The 23,511-nt window shown below is 33.5% G+C and carries 19 protein-coding genes; 4 read left to right on the top strand and 15 right to left on the bottom strand.

What is annotated here, in order from left to right:
* Positions 1–56 precede the first annotated feature (56 nt).
* Positions 57–932: a hypothetical protein gene (locus DOS84_RS12615; RefSeq protein ID WP_111410472.1), complete on the bottom strand. Its 876-nt coding sequence runs from the start codon at positions 930–932 to the stop codon at positions 57–59.
* 87 nt (positions 933–1,019) lie between these two features.
* Here DOS84_RS12615 and DOS84_RS12610 point away from each other — a divergent pair, with 87 nt between their 5' ends.
* The 3 genes from DOS84_RS12610 (at position 1,020) to DOS84_RS12600 (ending at position 4,039) form a co-directional block, all read left to right on the top strand.
* Entirely contained in the window at positions 1,020–2,060 is a 1,041-nt protein-coding gene (locus DOS84_RS12610) for a formimidoylglutamase (protein ID WP_111410471.1), read from the top strand.
* A gap of 109 nt (positions 2,061–2,169) precedes the next feature.
* Positions 2,170–3,420: a DEAD/DEAH box helicase gene (locus DOS84_RS12605; protein WP_111410470.1), complete on the top strand. Its 1,251-nt coding sequence runs from the start codon at positions 2,170–2,172 to the stop codon at positions 3,418–3,420.
* A gap of 154 nt (positions 3,421–3,574) precedes the next feature.
* The gene (locus DOS84_RS12600) at positions 3,575–4,039 is read left to right on the top strand and encodes an Hsp20/alpha crystallin family protein (RefSeq protein ID WP_207802059.1); all 465 of its coding nucleotides are present in this window, start codon (positions 3,575–3,577) and stop codon (positions 4,037–4,039) included.
* A gap of 35 nt (positions 4,040–4,074) precedes the next feature.
* Here DOS84_RS12600 and DOS84_RS12595 read toward each other — a convergent pair whose 3' ends face one another.
* From DOS84_RS12595 to aroC, 3 genes are all read right to left on the bottom strand, one after another.
* Positions 4,075–6,279: a response regulator gene (locus DOS84_RS12595; protein ID WP_111410469.1), complete on the bottom strand. Its 2,205-nt coding sequence runs from the start codon at positions 6,277–6,279 to the stop codon at positions 4,075–4,077.
* Between the two features lie 200 nt (positions 6,280–6,479).
* Positions 6,480–7,745, bottom strand: a complete 1,266-nt coding sequence (locus tag DOS84_RS12590) for a dicarboxylate/amino acid:cation symporter (protein WP_111410468.1) — start codon at positions 7,743–7,745, stop codon at positions 6,480–6,482.
* Between the two features lie 63 nt (positions 7,746–7,808).
* Positions 7,809–8,870, bottom strand: a complete 1,062-nt coding sequence (aroC, locus tag DOS84_RS12585) for a chorismate synthase (protein WP_111410467.1) — start codon at positions 8,868–8,870, stop codon at positions 7,809–7,811.
* 321 nt (positions 8,871–9,191) lie between these two features.
* Between aroC and DOS84_RS12580 the strand changes: the two genes are divergently transcribed.
* Entirely contained in the window at positions 9,192–9,710 is a 519-nt protein-coding gene (locus tag DOS84_RS12580) for a hypothetical protein (RefSeq protein ID WP_111410510.1), read from the top strand.
* Positions 9,711–9,758: 48 nt separating this feature from the next.
* Here the strand turns inward: DOS84_RS12580 and bshA are convergent, their stop codons facing one another.
* The 11 genes from bshA to DOS84_RS12525 form a co-directional block, all read right to left on the bottom strand.
* Positions 9,759–10,892 carry an N-acetyl-alpha-D-glucosaminyl L-malate synthase BshA gene (gene bshA / locus DOS84_RS12575; protein ID WP_111410466.1) on the bottom strand — a complete coding sequence of 378 codons (1,134 nt, stop codon included), beginning with the start codon at positions 10,890–10,892 and terminating at the stop codon, positions 9,759–9,761.
* Between the two features lie 132 nt (positions 10,893–11,024).
* Positions 11,025–12,239 carry an efflux RND transporter periplasmic adaptor subunit gene (locus DOS84_RS12570; protein WP_111410509.1) on the bottom strand — a complete coding sequence of 405 codons (1,215 nt, stop codon included), beginning with the start codon at positions 12,237–12,239 and terminating at the stop codon, positions 11,025–11,027.
* 44 nt (positions 12,240–12,283) lie between these two features.
* Positions 12,284–13,531, bottom strand: a complete 1,248-nt coding sequence (locus DOS84_RS12565; RefSeq protein ID WP_111410465.1) for a heavy metal-binding domain-containing protein — start codon at positions 13,529–13,531, stop codon at positions 12,284–12,286.
* Between the two features lie 2 nt (positions 13,532–13,533).
* Positions 13,534–14,940, bottom strand: coding sequence for a TolC family protein (locus tag DOS84_RS12560; RefSeq protein WP_111410464.1), 1,407 nt, complete (start codon positions 14,938–14,940; stop codon positions 13,534–13,536).
* Positions 14,927–16,864, bottom strand: a complete 1,938-nt coding sequence (locus DOS84_RS19400; RefSeq protein WP_111410463.1) for an efflux RND transporter permease subunit — start codon at positions 16,862–16,864, stop codon at positions 14,927–14,929. The genes DOS84_RS12560 and DOS84_RS19400 overlap by 14 nt, the downstream gene beginning before the upstream one ends.
* A gap of 1 nt (position 16,865) precedes the next feature.
* Positions 16,866–18,155, bottom strand: coding sequence for an efflux RND transporter permease subunit (locus DOS84_RS19395; RefSeq protein WP_111410462.1), 1,290 nt, complete (start codon positions 18,153–18,155; stop codon positions 16,866–16,868).
* An 87-nt stretch (positions 18,156–18,242) separates the two neighbouring features.
* A complete protein-coding gene (locus tag DOS84_RS12545; RefSeq protein ID WP_111410461.1) occupies positions 18,243–18,815 on the bottom strand; it encodes a DUF3347 domain-containing protein in 573 nt (190 codons plus the stop codon).
* A 31-nt stretch (positions 18,816–18,846) separates the two neighbouring features.
* On the bottom strand, positions 18,847–19,464 hold the full coding sequence (locus tag DOS84_RS12540) for a heavy metal-binding domain-containing protein (protein WP_111410460.1): 618 nt from the start codon (positions 19,462–19,464) through the stop codon (positions 18,847–18,849).
* 215 nt (positions 19,465–19,679) lie between these two features.
* Complete coding sequence (locus DOS84_RS12535) at positions 19,680–20,048, bottom strand: hypothetical protein (RefSeq protein ID WP_111410459.1); 369 nt, start codon at positions 20,046–20,048, stop codon at positions 19,680–19,682.
* 134 nt (positions 20,049–20,182) lie between these two features.
* Positions 20,183–22,207 (bottom strand): heavy metal translocating P-type ATPase, encoded by a 2,025-nt coding sequence (locus tag DOS84_RS12530; RefSeq protein WP_111410458.1) that lies wholly within the window; start codon positions 22,205–22,207, stop codon positions 20,183–20,185.
* 107 nt (positions 22,208–22,314) lie between these two features.
* Entirely contained in the window at positions 22,315–23,502 is a 1,188-nt protein-coding gene (locus DOS84_RS12525) for an MFS transporter (protein WP_111410457.1), read from the bottom strand.
* Positions 23,503–23,511 lie beyond the last annotated feature (9 nt).

The following is a 23,511-nucleotide window of genomic DNA, read 5'->3' as shown; positions in this document are numbered from 1 at the left end:
AGGAACGATATTTAATCTGAATATCGTTCCTTTTTTTTTTTTTTAAATCAGACTTATTATCTTAAAGAGAAATTAGTCGAAGAAACCAATTGATCCTTATCGAAAACATTTACAGAATACATTCCTTTTGCAAAATCTTTTCCAGCTAAATCCTGAGATACTTGAACAGTTTTGTTTTCATATTTAACACTAGAAACAAAACTATATGATAATGTTTTATCCCCAAAAGTAATCGTTTTAGCATCTCCTAAAACATTATTTTTACTATCAATAACTTGTACATAATAATCTTTGTCTCCTGATTTTGCGATAGAATTTTCAGCGATAGTAAAACTAATTTTAAGAACATCTGCTCTACTTGCTTTATCTGTTGCGATTTCTTTACCAGAACTTTTTAATTTATAAGCTGCAGTTTGAAGGTTTAAAACAGATAATTTAGATCCTTTATCAACTGTTTTTGCTAATTCTTCATTTTGTCCAACTAAAACTTCATTAAATTTTTGTGCCTGACCTAGAACAACAACTGTACTATCACGTTGGTTTGTCAAAGTCACGTTTTGTTTTTTCAAACCTTCATTTTCTTTCATCAATTCACTCATGTGAGCTTGCATAGTACGAACTTGGCTTTTATATTTTGATAAATCACCATTAGATTTTTTAAGTTCATCCATTAAATTAACGACTTTATCCCTTTCTTGAATTAATTCCTCAGACATAGAGGTATTTTCTGCAATAGCGGCGTCATAAGTCGCTTTTAGATCTTGTAAATCTTTCATAACCGATTCTTTTTCAGAACCAACTTTTACAACTTCGGTATGAACAGCATCAACTTCAGAAGACATTTTAAAAATATAAACTAAACTCCCTACTAATAAAATAGCTAAAACTGCTATGACAGCTTTTAGACTTGAATTGTTTTTTTGATTTTCCATGTTAAAATATAATTGTTTTTTACAAATTTAATAATATATATAACGCAACTTAACACAATTATATTATTTTTGGAAAATATATTTTTTATGGAAAAACTTATTATACTCAGTATTAACGACCTAGCAAAAATCACTAATCATCGAAGTGGTGAAATTAAATTTGGCGAAAAAATACTTACAATTCCAAAGAACACTGACCCTATAGATTTTATAAAATCAAGTGAAGCAAAATTTGTCTTATTTGGAATTCCGGAAGACATTGGTGTAAGAGCTAATTATGGAAGACCAGGAACGGCATCAGCATGGGAAAGTGCCATTAAAAGTATAGCCAATATACAACACAATCGTTTTTCAAAAGGCAACCAAATTATTGCTTTAGGTCAGCTGGATGTAAAACAAGAAATGAAAGAAGTTGAAAATCTAGATTTCAATGATATCGATGACCGTTCTAAATTAAGTCAATTGGTTGAAAAAATTGACAAAGAAGTTTCCCATATAATTTGCAAAATAATACAATGCGGTAAAATCCCAATTGTTATTGGTGGGGGACATAACAATGCATACGGAAATATTAAAGGTGCAGCACTTGCAAAAGGAAAAGCTATAAATGCCATCAATTTTGATGCCCACTCCGATTTTAGAATTTTGGAGGGACGTCATAGCGGAAACGGTTTCTCATATGCCTTTGAAGAAGGTTTTTTAAAAAAATATTTCATTTTTGGCCTACATGAAAATTATACTTCAAAAAGTGTTTTGGACATTATAAAAAAAATTGAAGATAGAGTTCGTTATAACACTTATGATAGTGTTAATATCAGAAAAGAAAAAAACTTTGGTCAAGAAATGATAACTGCACTTGATTTTATTAAAAATGACCCATTTGGAATCGAAATTGATTTAGATGCCATCCCCAATATTGCAAGTAGTGCGATGACTTTAAGTGGTTTTTCAATTGAAGAACTACGTCAATTTGTTTCCTTTTTCGGAAAAAATAGAAATGCAACTTATTTACATATTTGTGAAGGAGCCCCCGACTTAGGCGAAGACAAAAACAATCATTTAATTGGAAAACTGATAGGTTATTTAGTAACCGATTTTATGAAAGCACAAAATTCTATTGTATTATAAATTTTACATGAGCATTACCGAAATTCAAAATTGATAGGCATCAAAAATAATAACACTATCTTTGTACACTTATCTATGTACTTAATACAGGATATTTAATACAAAAAATATGTTATTCGAAGATTTATCACTTTCAAAAAGTATCCAAAGAGCCGTATTTGAAGAAGGCTATACACAAGCAACACCTATCCAAGAGCAATCTATTCCAGTAGTATTAGCAGGGAGAGATTTGGTTGGCTGTGCACAAACAGGGACAGGAAAAACAGCAGCTTTTGCAATACCAATTATACATCAATTACACCGAATCGTAGGGTCATCAAAAAAAGCAAAATTAATTCGTGCACTTGTCGTTACGCCTACAAGAGAATTAGCTGTTCAGATTGGACAAAGTTTTGATACCTATGGCAAATATACCAATTTGACTCAATTGACACTCTTTGGAGGTGTTTCTCAAAATCCACAAGTTGATGCTTTAAAAGACGGAGTCGACATCTTAATTGCAACTCCAGGACGTTTATTGGACCTGCACAAGCAAGGTTTTATTGATTTAGACCACTTACACACCCTAGTACTGGATGAAGCCGATCAAATGCTTGACATGGGCTTTGTCAATGATGTCAAAAAAATTGTAAAGCTAACGCCAAAAAACAGACAGACACTTTTATTTTCGGCAACAATGCCAATCGCAATCAGGGAATTAGCAGAAATGTTTCTTACAGAACCTGAAACAGTGACGGTATCTCCTGTTTCGTCTACAGCCGAAAATGTTGAACAACGTGTTTATTTTGTCGAAAAAACAGAAAAAAGAAACCTTTTGTACCATCTGATAAAAAATGAAAACTTATCAAATGTCCTTGTTTTTTCAAGAACAAAACACGGAGCAGACAATGTGGTAAAAGCATTGAGAAAAAAAGACATTTCTGCCGAAGCCATACACGGTGACAAATCCCAAAATGCCAGACAACGTGTTCTTGATGCATTCAAGAATAAAGAAATAGGCGTTCTTGTGGCCACTGACATTGCAGCTCGCGGTATTGATATTGATCAATTACCTTTTGTTATCAATTTTGATTTGCCTAACATACCAGAAACATACGTTCACCGTATCGGAAGAACCGGTCGTGCAGGAAATGGCGGAATTGCAATTTCTTTTTGTAGTAAAGATGAAAAAGACTACTGGAAAGACATTCAAAAATTAATCAAAGTAGATGTAAAGACCATAAATGACCATCCTTATCCTTGGCATTCAGGAAGTACGACTGAAGCGCCGGGTACTCAAAAAAACTCAAACCGCAGTGGTGGTGCACATAAATCAAGGAAATCAACCGGCTCTAAACAAAATAAAAAACGTTGGTATTAAGATATTTTAATTACATTACAAAATTGTAAAAAAACACATTTTAATGTAAAGTTAAATGTGTTTTTTTTATATGTTAACATGATAAATATCAGGATAATAACTTGGTTTTTTAATTAAATTTGATATTTATTTTTAACTCTTAAAAAATCAAATTATGGACACATTAATTAAAAGAGGAGACGGTATGTTCCCCTCAGTTGTGAGCAAGTTAGTTAACCCTTTATTTGAAGATTTTTTTTCCAGAGATATTTCTGATTGGGCAGATAGAAGTATTTCGGCTATCGGGGTTAATTTACCATCGGTTAACTTAAAAGAAACTGATACAAAACTGGAAATTGAACTAGCTGCTCCTGGTTTAAAAAAAGATGATTTTAAAATTGAAGTCGACAACAACATGTTGATCATTTCTGCTGAAAAAGAAGAAAAAAAAGAAAGCAGCAAAAAAGATGATTATGTTCGAAAAGAATTCAATTACCAATCTTTTTACAGATCCTTTAATCTTCCAGATTATGCTGACGAAAACAAAATTGAAGCCACCTACAAAGATGGTATTCTTGACGTTGTTATTGCTAAAAAACCTGGTCATACAAAAGCATTGAAATCAATTGCCATTAAGTAAACAAGGGGAAATCCAAAATAAAAAAAGCGTTGATATCAAACAACGCTTTTTGTTTTCAAAATGAGACAATTAATAATTTTAAATAGCTGGACTACTTCAAAAGGTTTTACGATAATATCATTTATTCCAGCCATAATAGCTTCATCCGTAATTTCATTTTTATCGAAGGCTGTCAAGGCTATTATCGGAGTTTCTATATCTCTCTGTCTTATTCTTCTTGAAGTTTCAAATCCATTCATCAAGGGCATGTTAATATCCATTAGAATAATATCAAATTCTTGTTTTTCCAAAATGTCCAAAGCTTTAAATCCATCTTCCACTACCACACAAGAGTAATTGTTTTTCTCGATGGTTTTCTTTGTAATCAATTGATTGATAGGATTATCCTCAACAACTAGCACTTTAAATACTTGACTAGACGTCAAATCTACCTGAATATTATTTATAATATCGATAGTTTTATCTTCATTATATTCAAAACTGATAAGAAAACTAAAAGCTGTCCCTTTTCCTAATTCACTTTCAACAACGATCTCACTACCAAAAAGTTCCAATAATCTTTTAACTATTGGCAAACCTAAACCTGTTCCTTGATAATCTAATTCTTTTCTTCCTACTTGAACAAATTTATCAAATATTTTTTCTTGATTTAAGGGATCAATACCAATTCCATTGTCTTTAATTTTGATCTCTATCGAATGTATTTTGTCACGAATTTCAATTTGTTTGGCAATTATATTTACTTCTCCATTTTTAGTGAATTTCAAGGCATTGCTAACTAAATTCATAAGAATCTGAGCAAATCTTAATTTATCTCCTATTAAACTTTCCGGAATTAACGGATCGACATCTATATATACTTTATTGTTGTTTTTTTTGGCAATAAAAGACAATGAATTTTTTATCATATAAAATTCATCCGCCAAATTAAATGTTAAACTATCCAATACAATTTTATTTTCTTCAATTTTATTAATCTGCAAAATATCATTAACCAAAGACAACAAATAGCGCGCAGAAAATTTTAAGGAATTTAAATGTGGACTTGCAGCAAGCTCTTTATGTTCTTCCAATAATAAATCAGTAATACCAACAACTCCATACAATGGAGTTCGCAATTCGTGGCTTATCGTAGAAACGAATTGCGTCTTTAGAATAGATGATTCTTCTGCTTTTTTATTAGCTATAATCAACTCCTCATTGGCAATCATCAAATCGGCATTTGATTTTAATCGAAACTTATTATTTTTAATCAGCGAATTCAGGAAGAGCAACAAAACAAAAATTGCGATAATAAAAAGTAAAACAATGATTCTTGATTTTTTCAAACTTTGAAATTGCAAATCTTTTTCATTTTCAATTTTATCAATGGTTCTTTTATATTCATCCAATTCAAAATTAATCCCTTCTACATTTGCCTTTTCCAATTTTTCTTCGGCATAAATCTCATCATTTAGTTTAGTGTAAATATCCAGGTTCTCATATGCTCTTTTATAATCCTTTCGTTTCAATAAAAATTTAGAAAACTCCAAATGAGAAAATGACAAATCCGACTTTTCATTTAGTTTTTTCCCAAGCCTAATAGCCTCTGCAAAATAAAAATCAGCTTTTGTATCTTCATTTTTATAATTACAGTACATGCCGTTAAGCATATTTAATACCACAATAATCGAATTATTATTGTGTCTTTTATAATAGGCATTAATCATTTTCAAACTCGCTTCACCTTCTTGAAACTTACCAATATCAAAAAAAGCCCAGGTAATATTGAGATTAGTAAAAGCCATTTGAGAGGAATCGGATATTTTTTTGCTGTATTCTAGTGCCTTCCTATAATAAACTACTCCTTTTTCATATTTCTTTTTTTCAAAGCAATACATATTTCCAAGATTATTATTAATCCTTTGTTTAACAGTATCATTTTGAGTAAGATTGGCATAAATCAAGGCTTTGTTGTAGTAAAAAATAGCCTTGTCAAATTCAACTAAATCATTATAATTAGCAGCAACATTATTATAATTTTCGGCAATAAGAACATTGTCATGTATAGCTAAAGCTTTGCGCAAAGCCAACCTTGAAATCAACAGAGATTTTTCAAAATTACCAGATTCGCGTAGCTTAGTAGCTTGATTTGTTAATTTATCAATTACTTTTTTGGTTGGTAATTGCGTTTGTCCAAATGCATTACCTAAAAAACTAAACCACAAAATAATTAATAAAACTATTCTTATTTGGGGCATAAATAACAGTTATTTATTCAAATATACATCATAATCTGTAGATAAAATATATTTTAATTCAGAATATTTTATAAATATAACATTAATATCAATAAACAAAAAAGCAGTTACATTTGAGTTGTAACTGCTTTTTTGTAACAAATTATATTTCTCTTCCTTATACTTGAATCAAATAAAAAAGGAATTAAAATTTAACTATTTTATTTACCCTCTTTTTCATCTTCCCATTTTCCAACTACGGAAGTCGCCAAAGCATTACCCAAAACATTTGTAGCACTTCTAAACATGTCACAAAAATGATCTATAGGTAGAATTAGAGCAATCCCTTCAATTGGTATTTTAAACATTCCACAAGTAGCTGCAACTACTACCAAACTTGCTCTAGGAACTCCAGCAATCCCTTTACTAGTAAGCATAAGTACAAAAAGCATTGTGAATTGAGTAGGATAATCCAAATGTACTCCATAGGCTTGCGCAATAAAAATTGCAGCAAATGTCATATACATCATACTCCCATCCAGATTGAACGAATAACCCAATGGCAACATAAAAGACACTATTTTATCTTTAACACCAAATCTTTCCAATTCTTCTGTAAGCTTTGGAAAAACAGCCTCAGAACTTGTAGTACTAAAAGCAATAATCAATGGACTCACAATATGTTTCAACAATATTTTTATTCTTTTTCCCAGAAAAAGTACCCCCACAAAAATTAATACTACCCAAAGCGTACCAATACCGATTAAAAATGAACCGAAGAATTTAAAATAAGTAATTGCCAGTTCCTGAAAATCGCGAACAGCAAATACTCCTGCAATAGCACCAAAAACGCCTATTGGAGCAAATTTCATTACAAAATTCACCATTTTTAAAACAATATGCGAAGTTCTATCCAAAAAGTCGGTTACTGGTTTTGCATGATCCCCAACTGATGCCGCCGCCAATCCGAAGAATATAGAAAATATAACAATCTGCAAAATTTCATTTGTAGCCATTGCTTCGAAAATACTTTTGGGAACAATATGTTCTATAAAATTTTCAAAAGACAAATTTTGAGTTTTTGCCGTAACATCTGTAGCTGAAGCCAAATCAACATTAGATAAATTTAAACCAACACCCGGTTGCAATAAATTCACATATAACATCCCGATCAATAATGAAATAAATGAAGCCGTAAAGAACCAAGCCAAGGCTTTTCCACCAATTCTACCGACCGTTTTTACATCACCTAATTTTGCAATTCCAACCACTAAAGTTGTAAAAACTAATGGTGCAATAATCATTTGTACCAGTCTAATAAAAATGGTAGCCAACATTTTTATTTTGTTGCTGAATTCTTGTGCAGTTTCGACTGTAGTAGAGTTATGAATGATAACACCTAATATAGCTCCTAAGAACATTGCAATTAGAATCTGACCAGTAAGGCCATTTAAAAATGATGGTTTTTTAGTCGTAATTGTACTCATTTAATTAATTTCAAGGTTAAATCTCAATATTTAGCTCGTCAAAATATTGGGCATGCTTTGCAATTATAAATATGTTTTATTCAAAAGATAAAAATCGGCAAGAACAATCGCCGCCATAGCTTCTACAATAGGAACTGCACGAGGGACAACACAAGGATCATGACGTCCTTTTCCTGTCATTTCGGTTATATTTCCTTTATTATCCAATGATTCTTGTTTTTGCATTATTGTTGCTACCGGTTTGAAAGCCACGCGGAAATAAATATCCATTCCATTGCTTATTCCCCCTTGGATTCCTCCGGAAAGATTAGTTTGTGTAGTTCCATCTGGATTGTATAAATCATTATGCTGACTACCTTTCATTTTAGAACCTTCAAAACCACTTCCAAATTCGAAACCTTTTACCGCATTGATTGAAAGCATTGCTTTTCCTAGTTCGGCATGCAATTTATCAAAAACAGGCTCTCCAAGTCCAACAGGTACATTTTGAATTACACAAGTAACTACACCACCAACAGTATCACCCTCTTTGCGAATTTGCTTAATATAATCTTCCATTGTCGCAGCCATCGCTTCATCCGGACAACGCACAGGATTACTTTCTATCTTAGAAAAATCCAATTCATTGTAAGGCGTTTCCAAAGAAAGAGGACCTACAGCCGAAACATAAGCATTTATTTTAATAGTAGATAGCATCTGCTTTGCGATTGCACCTCCTACTACTCTACTAGCTGTTTCGCGCGCAGAACTGCGTCCACCGCCGCGATAATCACGAACTCCATATTTTTTTTCATAGACATAATCGGCATGACTTGGCCTGTAATTGTCTTTGATATGGGAATAATCGTCTGATTTTTGATTGGTATTAGGAATAATAAAACCGATAGGCGTTCCTGTAGTTTTCCCTTCAAAAATTCCTGATAAAAATTGAACATCATCAGGTTCTTTTCTTTGTGTAACTATCGCAGATTGACCTGGTTTTCTTCGTGACATTTCAAATTGAATTGCCTCCAAATCCAGTTGAATTCCAGAAGGACAACCATCAATAATTCCACCTAATGCTTCACCATGCGATTCTCCAAAAGTAGTTATTCTATATAGTGTGCCGTAGCTATTTCCTGCCATTGTATAAAAATTTTACGCAAATGTAAGTTTTATGAATTAAACTAAAAATTATAAATTAGTAATATTTCACAATAATTCAATACAATATCCATATAAATCCACTTGTTTTTCAGAGTAAACAAAATGTAAACTCTTAAAATGCAATTGATATTTGATGTGTAAACTTTGCCTAATTATTTTCAATTTCAAATAAAAATAGACTTTAATTATTTAAAAATAAAATATAAATACCTGATTTAAAAATAACTAAACACAACCTTTGTTATTTTTTGTATTTTTATGGAAAGTATGTTTATTAACACCAAAAAAATAAATAGACAAATGAAAAAAAGCTACTACTTCTTATATCTCCTAATAGGTTTGGCATTTTCTAGCCAAGCGCAAGACAGTATCCCAAAACAAGATAACATTTCAAAAAATGCAATAGGATTGCGATTTGGAAATAATCATGGTTTAGGAGTTGAAATCTCGTATCAGAAGAAACTATCTTTAAAAAATCGACTGGAACTTGATTTGGGATTTTCCAATGATAATAATACCGATGCCATAAAACTATCCGGAATCTATCAATGGTATTGGAATATTGAAAAGGAATTGGATTGGTTTGCTGGCCTCGGTGGTGGATTAGGGTCCTGGAATACCAATGATAATTACAATAATGGCTATGGAAGTGATAATGGTATTTTTGCAGTAATCAATGGAGATGTTGGCATTGAATACAACTTCAAAGAAATTCCTATTCAAGTTGCCATAGACTTAAGACCGGAATTCGTTTTTAACAATTACCAGAAAAATGATTTTGGAATCAATGCAGGTTTGGCAATGCGATATAAATTCTAAAGAAAGTCCATCATTATTTGTAATAAAGATGGACTTTCTTTTCAAAATTTATTTGTATTTATTGATGGCCTTGAGATACAAAGCTTCATAAATAGGGAGAATGTTTTTAATGTCAAAAGTTTCGGCAACATGTAACGCATTCTTTTTAAATTCATCGAGAACTGAATCATCTTTTAATATTTTCAATGCATTTTCTGCCATTTCATTAACTTCCCCAACATCACTCAAATAACCCGAAACTCCATCAATATTCACTTCAGGCAAACCTCCTGAATTACTTGATATTACAGGAACTCCACAGGCCATTGCTTCAAGAGCGGCAAGTCCAAAACTTTCGGTTTCCGAGGGCAAAAGGAATAAATCCGTAAGACATAAAATGCGGTCAATCTCATTGCTGTTTCCAAAAAATATGACTTTATCCTGAATGCCAAATTTTCGGCACATTTTCTCGGCCTTTTCCTTTTCGGGTCCATCCCCCACCATCATTAATTTGGCAGGAATTTCTTTTTGAATTTTATAGAATATTTTAATGATATCCGGAATTCGTTTCACTTTTCTAAAATTACTGATATGTGTAATTATTCTTTCATCCGGATTGGCCATAACCGAGCGCTGGCAAGGAATTGTTGGATCATACTTATTTTTATCCAATTCGATAAAATTCGGAATCACCTGAATTTCATTTTTTATTTTGAATAATTTAAGCGTATCGTCTTTTAAGCTTTGGGAAACCGAAGTCACATAATCCGATTTATTGATGCTAAAAGTTACGGCGGGCTTGTAAAAAGGGTGGTTCCCAACCAAAGTTATGTCAGTCCCGTGAAGTGTGGTTACCATTGGAATATCAATTCCTTCATCCTTAAGCATTTGCTTGGCCATATAGCCTGCATAAGCGTGAGGGATTGCATAATGTACATGCAATACTTCAATTTTATACAATTTGACCATGTCCACTAATTTACTGGACAAAGCCAATTCATAAGGTTGAAAATGGAATAAAGGATATTCTGGAACGATTACTTCGTGATAGTGTACATTAGGATTTAACAATGCTAAACGCACTGGTTGACTATAGGTTATAAAATGAATTTCGTGACCTCGTCTAGCTAATTCTAGACCCAATTCTGTAGCAACTACGCCACTTCCCCCAAATGTTGGATAACAAACTATTGCTATTTTCATGTATAATTTTTAAGTGGAACGAAATTAAGGAGATTAGGTCTCTTTTAGTATAAAATAAAGTTAAATTTTAACTTTTTAAACGGTATTATTAGAAACCAAATTCTATAATTTTTTATAATTATTGCTGTTCATTCACATCTTCATTCCTGCCATTGGGTCGCTTCCTTTTCGGAATTTATATTCGCTGTTTATCGCATAAGCTCCCGTAATCACCACTTTTTTTGAGAAATCTAAATCGGATTTGATTTCGATCATTCCATCGGTCTCTATTCCTGTTTCTACCATAACATTTTCAAATACACCTGGTCTTTTTTCGACCCAAATATAGGAAGCGTTTTCGTCCTGGATTACGGCATCAATCGGAAGAAAAATTCCTTTTGCATTGGATTGGATTAATTTGACAACAGCCTGCATTCCTGGTTTTAGTTGCAAATCCTGATTCGGTATTTCCATTCGGATCAACAGCAATCGAGTATCGGGATTGATTTCGGGATTGATAAAGGCAACTTGCGTATTAATTTTTTTATCTGGGAAATCATTAAAAGTAACACTGGCTTTTTGACCATTTTTTACGGTTTTGGCATAATTTACGTTTACTTGTGTTTCCAACCAAAGACTTTTTAAATCAGCTAATTTTATTATGCCTCCTCCTTCCATCACATAACTTCCTTCGGTGCCAATAATTTCTGAAACTGTTCCGCTATAAGTGCTGTAAAAAACTGTTTTTGGAGAAATATCTTTATTGGTTTTAATGCTTTCAATTTGGGCATTGGTAAGACCGTAAAAAAGAAGTTTTTGCGTCGCGCTGGCTAGCATATTTTTTGCGTTTTTTCCAAAATCTCCTGGCATAGACAGCTGCTTATGCGCTGTCAAATAATCCTGTTTGGCTATGGCGATATCCTCACTGTACAATTCATAAACGGCTTGGTTTTTGGCAACGTAATCTCCAACAGACTTGAAAAACAATTTTTCAATTCGCCCCATCGCTCTTGATGAAACCGAATTGATTTTCTCTTGATTGATTGTCAAAGTCCCAATATAACTTTGTTTTAAACTGCTTTGGGATGCTGCAATCGACTGAGTACTAATATTGCCCAATCGGATTTGCTGTTTACTCAAACTTATTTCGTTTGGATCGGAACTATCCTGTTTTACTGGGGTTAAATGCATATGACAAATGGGACATTTACCCGGCTTATCTTCTTTTATCTGAGGATCCATCGAGCAAGTATAGAAAGTTGTGAGTTGTGAGTCGCGAGTTGTCGGCTGTGAACTCTTGGAATTACAGGCTAGCATTACCGTAAACAGTATCAATAGTAAAGCTTTTATTTTTAATGTCTTACCCATCATTTTTATTTTAATTGTATTCGTGAATACTTTGTATTTAATCTTTATTCGGTTTTAATAAAACTTTCGCTATCTATTAAATATTGGGCATTTTTAGCAATTGTATCCCCCTCAGAAACACCTCCAATAATTTGGATATAATCCCCCATTTCAATGCCGGTTTGTATTCCTTTAGCTTTGAAGCCACCGTCCATTTTTACAAAAACTATTTTTTTTTCACCCAAGCTAACCAAAGCCTGTTTTTGTAACCAAATCCCCTTTGTTGAATTTAATTGTACAATGCCTTGCAATCTTACACCTATGGGTAATTTATACTTTTCATTATCCATATACACTCGAATTTTATTGGTTTTATCGGTTGAATTTAATTGTGTTTCCACAAAATTTATTTTTGCGTAAATCCTATTCTTTTCATCCAATTCAGAAGTAATATCGATAGATTGATTGATTTTGATAAGGCTGTTGTATCCTTGTAAAACATTGAAAACGCCCCATACTCTATTGGTATTCATCAACTTAAAAATAACTTCTCCTTTTTTAACATAACTTCCTTCTTTTACGTCCAATGTTTCTGTATTGATACTTGCATTCGACATTGGAGATATACTTGAAGTAGTCATCTTTTCTGTTCCTATAATGATTCCGTTAGCAGGACTATAAATATCAATCAATGGATTCACTTTCTTGGAGGAAGCCAATTCATTTATCTGATTATTTGTCATTCCATAGAGTAATAATTTCTGTTTTGCCGAATTAATAATCGATGTATTCTGACTGTCATTGGAAATCAAATAGATCAAATTTTGCTGTTCGGTCAATAATTCAGGACTGTATATTTCAAATATTTTTTGGCCTTTTACGACTTTTTGATATTTATAATTGACGTGCATTTTTTCAATTCGACCACTTATTCTCGCCGAAATATTCACAGATGAATTTGGGTCATAAACGACAGTTCCAGGCAAACTAATTTCACTGCTGATAAGCGTGTCTTTTACAGTAATGGTTTGATATTTACCCAAAACAAATTTATCGGTAGGTTTCAAAAGATCATCAACAGAATCATTTATTTCGGAATGGTCATCAGTTACTTTTTTTACTAAAGTCATTCCGCAAATAGGACAACTACCCGGTTTATCTTTTATGATTTGCGGATGCATCGAACAAGTGTAAACCTCATTTTGATGTTCCATTTCCGCATGATTATCAGATTTTACAGCAAAAAAATAGATCACAAAACCAATAATAGCAATTGCGGTACATATCAAACTATACTTTACATACTTACTCATAACTAATTAATTTCAAGTTGTTTTTCGATTTCTACCTGCGCCGTTAAAATCGATTTCAATTTATCCAAGGCATCAATTTGAGTCATGTTCATCGCTTCCCAAGCTTCTAGTGCAACAAATAAATCTCCGGTGTTGTTTTGCCAAGCTAAAATGGCAGTATCATAGTTTCGTTTTAAAGCCGGAAGAATGTTGTCCTGTGTAATTTGGTATTGCTTTTTCAGGTTCAAAAACTCCGCATTCATTCCTTTTATCATTCCGCTTGCTTCGTTGGCTATCATTTGTTTTTGCCAGTCCAAGCTTTCGTTTTTGATGCGATAGCTTTCCATATTCGCTTTATTCATTTTGGTTGACCAAGACACCGGAATAGTCATCATTCCCATCAATGAAAATTGTTGTGGCTGGTTGCCAAAAGCAAACATATGATCGTATTTTACGCCGAATTCCGGCCTCGTTGCGACTTTTTCGACCTCAATTTTGTAGTTATTGATTTCCTTCGTTTTATCAATAGCTTTGATATCACTACGGTTATTGATATAGGAAGACAAATCGGCTTCAAGGAAATTGAAATCCTTAATTTGATAATTGGAATCAATTTCAAAATCCACGTTTTTATCACGAGCCATTAAGGTGTTAAGCATATATTTTCGCTGAGACGCATCATTTTCCAACATCACAATCATACTCTGCAAAGTCGCATATTGGGATTTGGCCTTATAATAAGACGGCAATTTATCCATATTGTATTGATAGCGTATTTCCATACTTTTTATCATATACTCCAAAAGCTGAAGATTATCTTGGGCTATTTTTGTCTTTTTCTTAATGATTATCCATTCATAATAATAGGTTTTGGCCAATGCATTTAATCGATTCAAAGTGAAATTTTTATTTTCGTTTTCGACTGAAGACATTGCTTTCATCAAATTTTCATTAGCATTTAACTTAGAGACATTCGGAATCATTTGGGTAACACCTATCATATAATTCCCCATTCCCGACCCCATTTCATCAGCTTTCCATAAATTGGAATTATACGGAGTCATAAAGAAACCTGTTTCTACCAGCGGTGCCATCCAACTTCTGGCGCCTTTCGCCGAAGCATCCATACTTTGAATGTCGGCATCATACATTTTTAATTGTGGATTATTTGCTTTGATTGTACTCAAAACATTGTCCAACGTAAGTGTTTGGGCATTACCATTTAAAAAAGTCAAAAGTGCAAAAGTCAAAAGTCTTAAAGTCCAAAATCTATCGAATTTTTGAGTATAATTCTTTTCATCTTTTAAGTAAAAAAGAGAAATGAAACAACTAAATAGTTTCGAAACTTTAGAACTAGCGACTTGTGACTTTCGACTTTCTCCTTTCGATTTTTCACTTACGACTTCTAGATAATATTTAATGTTTTGCATCTATGAGACTAATTTTTCCTTTTGTTCTTAATTCGTGAAGTTTCACCATTTCAAAAACAACCGGGGTTACTAATAATACATAAATCGTTGAAGTAATTGTTCCTCCTATGAGCGGAACAGTGATTGGGAGCATCACATCGGCACCTGTTCCCGTTGCCCAAAGAATAGGAATCAGACCAAATAATGAAACAGAAACAGTCATCAATTTTGGGCGCAATCGTTTGGCAGAACCTTCAATAATATATTCTCTCAATATCGATTCAGTAATTGCTTCAGAACTATTACCGTGCTTAATGACCATTTTATTCATAGCTTCATTCAAATAAATAGTAATCAGCATTGCCGTTTCTATAGCCAAACCAAATAAAGCAATAAAGCCTACAGCAACAGCAACCGACAAATTGATTCCATAAAAATAGACCATGAAAACACCTCCTATCAACGCAAACGGAACGGTTATCATTGTAATCAAAGCCTCTTTCATGGAACGATACGTGAAATACAAAATGAGAAAAATAATCACGACAACAATTGGCAGAATTATGCCCAGCGTTTTGTTGGCTCTGATTTGATTTTCCCATTGACCACTCCATTCCACATAGTAGCCTTTGGGCATTTTTGTCATCATTTCATTCAGTTTTGCCTGCGCTTCTTTGACCGTACTTCCTAAATCTCGGTCACGAACATTAAACAATACACTACCTCGTAGCATTGCATTTTCGCTGTTTATCATTGGTGGACCATCGCTTATTTTTACATCGGCAACACTTTCTAATGGAATGGGACCAAATTCCATCGTTTGTACCAGTAGTTTTTTCAAGGCTTCAATGCTATTTCGGTATTCTTGAGCATATCGTGCATTAACCGAAAAACGCTGCCTTCCTTCGATGGTTGTGGTGAGTTTCATTCCACCAATAGAAGCTTCCACCACGTTATTAATATCATCAATAGATAGTCCATATCGCCCAATGACTTCTCTTTTGGGCACAATATCAATGTATTTTCCACCCGTAATGGGTTCGGCGTACAAATCTTTTACTCCCGAAGTTCCTTCTAATGCCATTTTTATTTTTTGTGATAAAGCATTAATGGTGTCCAAACTTTCACCGTATATTTTTATTCCCACATCAGTTCTGATACCCGTTGAAAGCATATTGATACGATTGATAATAGGTTGTGTGAAGCCATTAGTAACACCCGGTATTTGCAATTTGTTGTTGATTTCATTTATGATATCCGCTTTCGTTTTACCGTTTCTCCATTCGCTGTGTGGTTTTAGCAAAACAATGGTTTCAATCATGCTTATGGGACTGTTATCTGTTGCAGTATTGGCTCTGCCAGCTTTTCCTAAAACATGGGCCACTTCTGGAATTGATTTTATCAATCGGTCCTGAACCTGCAAAATTCGTTTCACTTCAGAATTGGAAACGTCTGGCAAAGTTACAGGCATAAACAAAATCGAACCTTCGTCGAGCGGAGGCATAAATTCGGATCCCAAACGAGTAAACATTAATACACCTATTAACAATGCCACAATATTGGCCGCTAAAACTGTTTTTCTCCATTTTAAACAAAGGGTCAAAATCGGTGTGTAAATGCTTTCTAATTTTCTGTTTATTGGATTTTTGTTCTCTGTTCGAAGTTTGCCTTTGAGTAAAAAACTAATCAGAACAGGAGTAAGTGTAATCGCAAAAAAAGCATCCACAATTAGTATAAACGATTTTGTCCAAGCTAATGGGCTAAACAATTTACCCTCCATTCCCGTAAGCAGGAATACAGGTAAAAAAGAAGCTATTACTATTATAGTCGAATAAAATACACCCGGTCCAACCAATTTGGAAGAGGCTTCAATTAATTTTAATTTCTCCTCCGAAGTCAACGGGTCGTTTTCTTTTTTGAATATATTTTTGAGTTTTTCTTTCATTTTAAATAGGGTGTTGGTTATTATCCATTTCTTCCTGTTTCTCCGAAATTGTCCTATATGCATTCTCCACCATCACAATTCCATCATCAACCAAAACACCAATCGCCAAAGCGATTCCCGTCAGTGACATAATATTTGAAGATATTCCAAAAGCCTGCAGAAAAATAAAGGCAACTGCCACAGATATTGGTATTTGGATCAAAATAATTAAAGCACTTCGCCAATGAAACAGAAAAAGTAATACCACTATCGAAACGGCAATCATTTCTTCCATTAGCGTACCTTTTACTGAAGTGATGGCTTTTTCTATTAATTCGCTTCTGTCATAAGAAGTTTTAAAAGTCACTCCCTCAGGCAATCCTTTCTCCACTTCTTTCATTTTGGTTTTAACTGCTTTTATCACTTTATCGGCATTTTCTCCGTATCGCATTACTACAATACCACCAACTACTTCACCTTTGCCATCTTCATCAAAAATACCCAAACGCAAATCACCCCCCATTTGGATGGAACCAATGTCCTTTACGCGAACCGGAATGGAATTGTAATTCTTGATGGCAATCTCTTCAACATCCTTTATGTTTTTTATATATCCCAAACCCCTTATGATGTATGACATATCACTCATTTCAAATTTTCGCCCTCCAACGTCGTTATTGTTGGCTTTGACGGCGTTCATCACTTCCATCATACTGACTTTATAATATTGCATTTTCAAAGGATCTAAAACCAATTGGTATTGCTTTTCAAAACCTCCAAAAGAAGCTACTTCTGCAACTCCCGGAACAGTTTGCAAGGCAAATTTCACATACCAATCTTGCAAGGCTCTTTGCTCACCCAAATCCATACCATTTGCATCTAAATGATACCAAAAAACATGGCCAACCCCCGTGCCGTCAGGTCCTAGAGTTGGAACTACATTTTGAGGTAAAAGCCGTTGAGCATAATTCAGTCGTTCCAAAACTCTGGTTCTTGCCCAATAAATATCAACATTGTCCTCAAAAACAATATAGACGAAACTCATTCCAAACATAGAAGCACCACGAATGTTTTTCACTTTTGGAATTCCCTGAAGATTGGATACCAAAGGATAAGTTACCTGTGCTTCAATAACCTGTGGACTTCTTCCCATCCATTCCGTAAATACAATTACTTGATTTTCGGACAAATCGGGAATAGCGTCTATAGGATTTTGTTGCACACTATAAACACCCCAAGTAAATAAGCAGACCGAAACGAGCAAGACTACGAATCTGTTTTTTAATGAAAATGATACTAATTTTTCTACCATAATGTTTAGTATTTAGGTGAAATGCTAACGATTGTCTGTGCGTCAATGAACTCAATAAAAAACATCTTTTTGAAGATTTTTTTCATCTTAAAATTCTTTTCTCACTGAACCACAAGTAAGCATTTCAGAACCAAAATATGGGTTTTTGATATCTTTCAGCTCGCTAATCCATATAGCACCTTTACCTTCATCAGCCATTGGACAAAAGTCTTGATATAGTTTTTGTTCTGTTCCAAAGGTCTTTATCAAATCGTTGATATCTTTGCTCATTAAAACAAAATGTTCTCTTTGATGCGCAATATTTCCTCCATTATCACCTATATGTTCCGCGTGTTCTTTAAGATCATCAGCAATATCCATATAAATTTTCATCTGTTCACCGGACAATTTTTTCATATCAATTTTCTCCAATGTTTCAACCATTGCTTTTCCAGCATCGGCAGAAGCATTAGAATCATCTTTAGTCAATGCATTTTTTAAAGACAAATAATCGGTTACAATTTCTTTAATGGAAAAAGAATTTGGGTTGACTTTTACAGTTGTAGTTTCAGGTTCAGGTTTATTTATTTCTGAATTAACTGTTTCTTCTTGTTTATTTTTTTGGTTACAAGAAACCATTATGATTGTTATTGCTACTACTGAAAGAATTATTTTTTTCATTTTTAAATTTTTATGTTATTGACAGATCGGATTAGTTTTTATGATCTTCATTTTGCTTCATTTCCATACCGCATTTAGGGCATTTCCCCGGTTTATCAGAAGTAGAACCATCCATTGGACAAACGTATTTTACTACAATTTTACTGGTAGGCTGACTTCCTTTTAACGGGTGTAAATTAACTTTTTCAGTGACTTTTACCATATCCATTCCACATTTAGAACATTTACCTGGTTTATCAGAAACAGTACCGTCCGTTGAGCAAACATATTTTGTCACAGTTTTACTAGTAGGCTGACTTCCTTTTAGCGGGTACAAATCAATTTTCTCAGTAGTTTTGACCATTGCCATTGCACATTTGGAACATTTACCCGGTTTATCAGAAGTTGTGCCATCCATTGGACAAACATATTTTGTTACCGTTTTAGTCATAGGTTGACTACCTTTGAGAGCATGTGTATCAATTTTTTCGGTAGTTTTTACCAAATCCATTCCACATTTTGGGCATTTACCAGAACTTAAATTTGTCTCGTCAGGATGCATAGGGCAAACGTAAATTGTTTTTTGATCCTCTTTTTTTGTTACATTCTGTGCTGATGCTACTGTATTAAATGCAAAAAATGCACTTAATATGATAATTAAATTTTTCATTTTTTTTTGATTTTAATAAACGGGAAATTAACTTCATCGAAAGATTCGATTTAGTAATTGCCGTTTTGTTTTAAGTTTAAATAATTTTGAATTTAATTGGCTTTAGAATAACAAAACCATAGAAATAAACTATAATTCAATTACCCTATAAAACAAATGATTTTAAAGCAAGAATTGCTTCCAATTTGACACACGTATGGCTGTCAAAATTTGATTTAGCTTATTTTTGGTATAAGCCATAAAGAGTTGAAACCGGAAGAAATAGTGGTCTCATAGTTAAAAAAGTTTTGCTTTGCTGAGGAAAAATTAAAACGATTGGTATCAATATTCCATTCAGTAATCGAAATAGATGTATTGCAAGAAGAAGCACAACCGCATTTCGAATGATTACATTTACCACCGCAACCTTCGTGGCTTTTGTTTTTTGAATGACCATCCTTTTTACAACAATCATCATTACACATTTTCGAAGAAATTTCTTTTCGAGAAGAATGTTTAGCAGAATTATTTTCACATGCAAAAACACCACTTGGCATCAGTAAGAAGCCAAATAATATAATTACTAAAAAGTGAAATTTATTCATTTTTACTTTTATTATTTCAATTCAAATTTAATCAATTTGTACTGATTTATTGCTAATGCCATGTTAAAAAGGAATATTATAATTAATAAAGAATGCCAGTTTTACACAAGCATCCTTGATGTTTTTTTTTAAATCTAAAATTTCATTCTTTGAATCCGAACGGCATTCAAAATTGCCAATAAAGCAACACCAACATCTGCAAAAACTGCTTCCCACATCGTTGCCAAACCTCCAGCTCCGAGTATTAAAACAACAGCTTTTACCACAAAGGCCATAGTAATATTTTGCCACACAATTTTTTTGGTTTGTTTCCCAATATTAATCGCTGTGTAAATCTTTGAAGGTTGGTCATTTTGAATGACAATATCGGCAGTTTCGATGGTGGCATCACTACCTAATCCGCCCATTGCAATTCCAGCATCTGCAAGTGCAATCGCAGGTGCGTCATTTACCCCATCACCAACAAATGCCACTTTTAGAAGTTGTGATTTTAAAGTTTCGACATGTTCCACTTTATTTTCGGGTAATAAATCTCCGTAAGCCAAATCGATATTCAGTTCTTTTGCAACGGCATCAACGACAGCTTGTTTGTCGCCAGAAAGCATTATGCTTTTGACGTTTATTTTACGCAAGCTTTGAATAGCCGCTTTGGCATCATCTTTTATTTCATCAGCAATTAAAAAATAACCGGAATACACTTTATTCATGGCCACAATTATGATTGTAAAGGGGGAATTGTCCAATTCTAAATCATAATTAATATTGAATTGTTTCATCAGCTTAGCATTGCCCACGATTATTTCAGTATCATTGATTTTTCCTTTAAGTCCGTGTCCAGTGATTTCTTCAACTTCAGTAATTTTTAAAGTTTTATCTAACACTTTTGTATATTCAACAATTGCTGTTCCAACAGGATGCGAAGATTTAGATTCCAACGCGGCAGTATATCCTGCCAGCTGATCTTTAGAAACACCAACAGCTACCACTTTTTGAACTTTAAAAACACCTTTGGTAAGTGTTCCAGTTTTGTCCATAACAACTACTTGAATGGCTGCCATTATATCCAAAAAATTGGAGCCTTTGAACAGGATTCCATTTTTACTTGCGGCTCCAATTCCTCCAAAATACCCCAACGGAATAGAAATCACTAAAGCGCAAGGACACGAAATCACTAAGAAAACCAAAGCTCGATATAACCAATCACTGAATACATAATCCGCAACAAAAAACATAGGTATCAGGCAAATTGCCAAAGCTAGATAAACGACAATTGGTGTATAGAGCTTAGCAAATTTTCGAATAAACAATTCGGTTGGTGCTTTTTTGACCGTCGCTTCCTGCACCATTTCTAGTATTTTTGAAAGTTTACTATCGGTGTACGCAGTTGTAACTTCGACTTCGACAACTTTATTTAAGTTAATCATTCCCGCCAAAACAATTTCATTTTTTTTCTTGCTTTCCGGTTTACTTTCACCTGTTAAAGCAGCCGTATTAAAAGCAGCACTTTCAGAAAGTAGTTTTCCGTCTAAAGCCAGTTTCTCGTTTGGTTTTAATTGAATGATTGATCCAATAGTAATTGCAGATGCTTTTGTCAAAACGGCATTATTCCCATCTAAAACGGTAGCATAATCAGGTCTTTGATCTAATAATGTTTTAATATTAGACTTGGCTCTTTTAACTGCCAGTCCTTGAAAATTCTCACCAATACAGTAAAATAACATTACGGCAACTCCTTCAGGGAATTGTCCAATAGCAAACGCACCTAAAGTCGCTATTACCATCAATGAAAATTCAGAAAAAAATTGACCTTTTCTAATACTTACAAATGTTTCTTTTATAACTGGGAAACCAACTGGAATATAAGCAACGCAGTACCAGCCAATTCGAACCCAATCTTTGAACCAAGTTTGAGGGAAATAATTATCGAAAACAATTCCTATCAGCAATAAGCAAAAAGAAATTACAGATGGAAAGAACATTTGAAAATAGCTTCCATCTCCGTGTGAATGATCATGATCGTGACCATCTTCCTCATCATGATTTTCCGATTCATTGTCAGTCGAACAACAGCTTGAATTGTTATTTTTTGCGCTTGTTTTTTCTTTAATGGTACAACACGACTCTTTGCCGTTTATATCTTGCTTTTCCATTTGTTTCATATCCAGATAATATTTATTTTTTATAGAAAAATAATTTGCTTCGCCTGTTCCCTTATGCTCGGGTCGCCATTCTCCATTTGTGATTATGATTAAAAACTCTGTTCATTTTATATTGTTTTTTTTGGGTATTCGTTAAAAAACAGGAAGTAAGCAATAACAATTACTGTTGCTATAGCCGTAACAACAAAGGTTGTATTTGCTCCAAATTCATACCAAATAAATCCCGCCAACGAACTGGCAATCATAGCGCAAATACTTTGAAATGCTGAATATGTTCCAATTGCTGTTGCTGTATCTTTTTTATCGGAAACGTTACTAATCCAGGCTTTTGAAACTCCTTCAGTTGCCGCACCATATACTCCATAAATAAAAAACAATGAAGCAATAATGTAAATATTGGTGCTAAGCGCCATTCCAAAATATACTATCGAAAATAAAAATAGTCCAAAAATAAACATTTTCTTTAGCCCTATTTTGTCAGCATAAAAACCTAATGGAAAAGCACTAAGAGCATAGACTAAATTATAGAAAATATAAATTCCTATAACTGAGATGTCGCTTAAACCAAGTTGTTTTGCTTTTAAAACTAAAAAAACATCCGAGCTATTAAAGACCGCAAATGCCAAAAGCCCAATCACAATTTTGCGATATTGTAACGGACTCGTTTTCCAGTACTTTAGAAATGAAAAAAAAGACGTTGCCTTTACTTCTGGCAAACTCTTCTTGTTTTTATCTTTCAAAAAAAAAGAAGCCATTATTGCTAATAAACCCGGAACAAAAGCAATATAAAAAAGTGTTTTGTAATGCTGTGGATAAAAATAAAGATATAATATTGCCAAAGATGGCCCCAAAACTGCACCAAAAGTATCCATAGAACGATGAAATCCAAATATCTTCCCCTTAGTTTCTGTAGTTGCTTCGTCAGATAGAATAGCATCTCTTGCGCCAGTACGAATCCCTTTTCCGAATCGATCCATTGCCCGCGAGAAAAAAATCCATATTGGAAATGTAAAAATAGCCATCATCGGTTTTGAAATAGAACTTAATGCATACCCCAGTTGTACAAAAGGAACGCGTTTCCCTGAATTATCCGATAATTCACCAAAATAACCTTTACTTAAACCTGCCAAAGCTTCTGCAAAACCTTCTAAAACCCCTATTAAAACAATTGAAAATCCAATTGTTTTTAAATAAATAGGCATTATAGGATACAACATTTCACTAGCAGTGTCAGTAAACAAACTGATCAAAGAGAGTATCCAAACTGTTCTAGAAATAGACTTAAATAGTTTCATTTTCAATAC

This window comes from Flavobacterium aquariorum (assembly GCF_003254745.1).
In the GTDB taxonomy this organism is placed as follows: Bacteria; Bacteroidota; Bacteroidia; order Flavobacteriales; family Flavobacteriaceae; genus Flavobacterium; species Flavobacterium aquariorum.
The sequence above is the reverse complement of the archived record's forward strand: the minus strand, read 5'-3'. Positions and strand labels throughout refer to the sequence as shown.

Excerpts from the sequence above, each read along its gene's own strand:
- DOS84_RS12610 (WP_111410471.1), top strand. The coding sequence starts at position 1,020 with ATGGAAAAACTTATTATACTCAGTATTAACGACCTAGCAAAAATCACT.
- DOS84_RS19395 (WP_111410462.1), bottom strand. The coding sequence starts at position 18,155 with ATGGTAGAAAAATTAGTATCATTTTCATTAAAAAACAGATTCGTAGTC.
- aroC (WP_111410467.1), bottom strand. The coding sequence starts at position 8,870 with ATGGCAGGAAATAGCTACGGCACACTATATAGAATAACTACTTTTGGA.
- DOS84_RS12570 (WP_111410509.1), bottom strand. The coding sequence starts at position 12,239 with ATGGGTAAGACATTAAAAATAAAAGCTTTACTATTGATACTGTTTACG.
- DOS84_RS12545 (WP_111410461.1), bottom strand. The coding sequence starts at position 18,815 with ATGAAAAAAATAATTCTTTCAGTAGTAGCAATAACAATCATAATGGTT.
- DOS84_RS12560 (WP_111410464.1), bottom strand. The coding sequence starts at position 14,940 with ATGCAAAACATTAAATATTATCTAGAAGTCGTAAGTGAAAAATCGAAA.
- bshA (WP_111410466.1), bottom strand. The coding sequence starts at position 10,892 with ATGAAAATAGCAATAGTTTGTTATCCAACATTTGGGGGAAGTGGCGTA.
- DOS84_RS12530 (WP_111410458.1), bottom strand. The coding sequence starts at position 22,207 with ATGAAACAAATGGAAAAGCAAGATATAAACGGCAAAGAGTCGTGTTGT.
- DOS84_RS12590 (WP_111410468.1), bottom strand. The coding sequence starts at position 7,745 with ATGAGTACAATTACGACTAAAAAACCATCATTTTTAAATGGCCTTACT.
- DOS84_RS12595 (WP_111410469.1), bottom strand. The coding sequence starts at position 6,279 with ATGCCCCAAATAAGAATAGTTTTATTAATTATTTTGTGGTTTAGTTTT.
- DOS84_RS12525 (WP_111410457.1), bottom strand. The coding sequence starts at position 23,502 with ATGAAACTATTTAAGTCTATTTCTAGAACAGTTTGGATACTCTCTTTG.
- DOS84_RS12565 (WP_111410465.1), bottom strand. The coding sequence starts at position 13,531 with ATGAGTAAGTATGTAAAGTATAGTTTGATATGTACCGCAATTGCTATT.
- DOS84_RS12605 (WP_111410470.1), top strand. The coding sequence starts at position 2,170 with ATGTTATTCGAAGATTTATCACTTTCAAAAAGTATCCAAAGAGCCGTA.
- DOS84_RS12535 (WP_111410459.1), bottom strand. The coding sequence starts at position 20,048 with ATGAATAAATTTCACTTTTTAGTAATTATATTATTTGGCTTCTTACTG.
- DOS84_RS12615 (WP_111410472.1), bottom strand. The coding sequence starts at position 932 with ATGGAAAATCAAAAAAACAATTCAAGTCTAAAAGCTGTCATAGCAGTT.
- DOS84_RS12600 (WP_207802059.1), top strand. The coding sequence starts at position 3,575 with ATGGACACATTAATTAAAAGAGGAGACGGTATGTTCCCCTCAGTTGTG.
- DOS84_RS12540 (WP_111410460.1), bottom strand. The coding sequence starts at position 19,464 with ATGAAAAATTTAATTATCATATTAAGTGCATTTTTTGCATTTAATACA.
- DOS84_RS12580 (WP_111410510.1), top strand. The coding sequence starts at position 9,192 with ATGAAAAAAAGCTACTACTTCTTATATCTCCTAATAGGTTTGGCATTT.
- DOS84_RS19400 (WP_111410463.1), bottom strand. The coding sequence starts at position 16,864 with ATGAAAGAAAAACTCAAAAATATATTCAAAAAAGAAAACGACCCGTTG.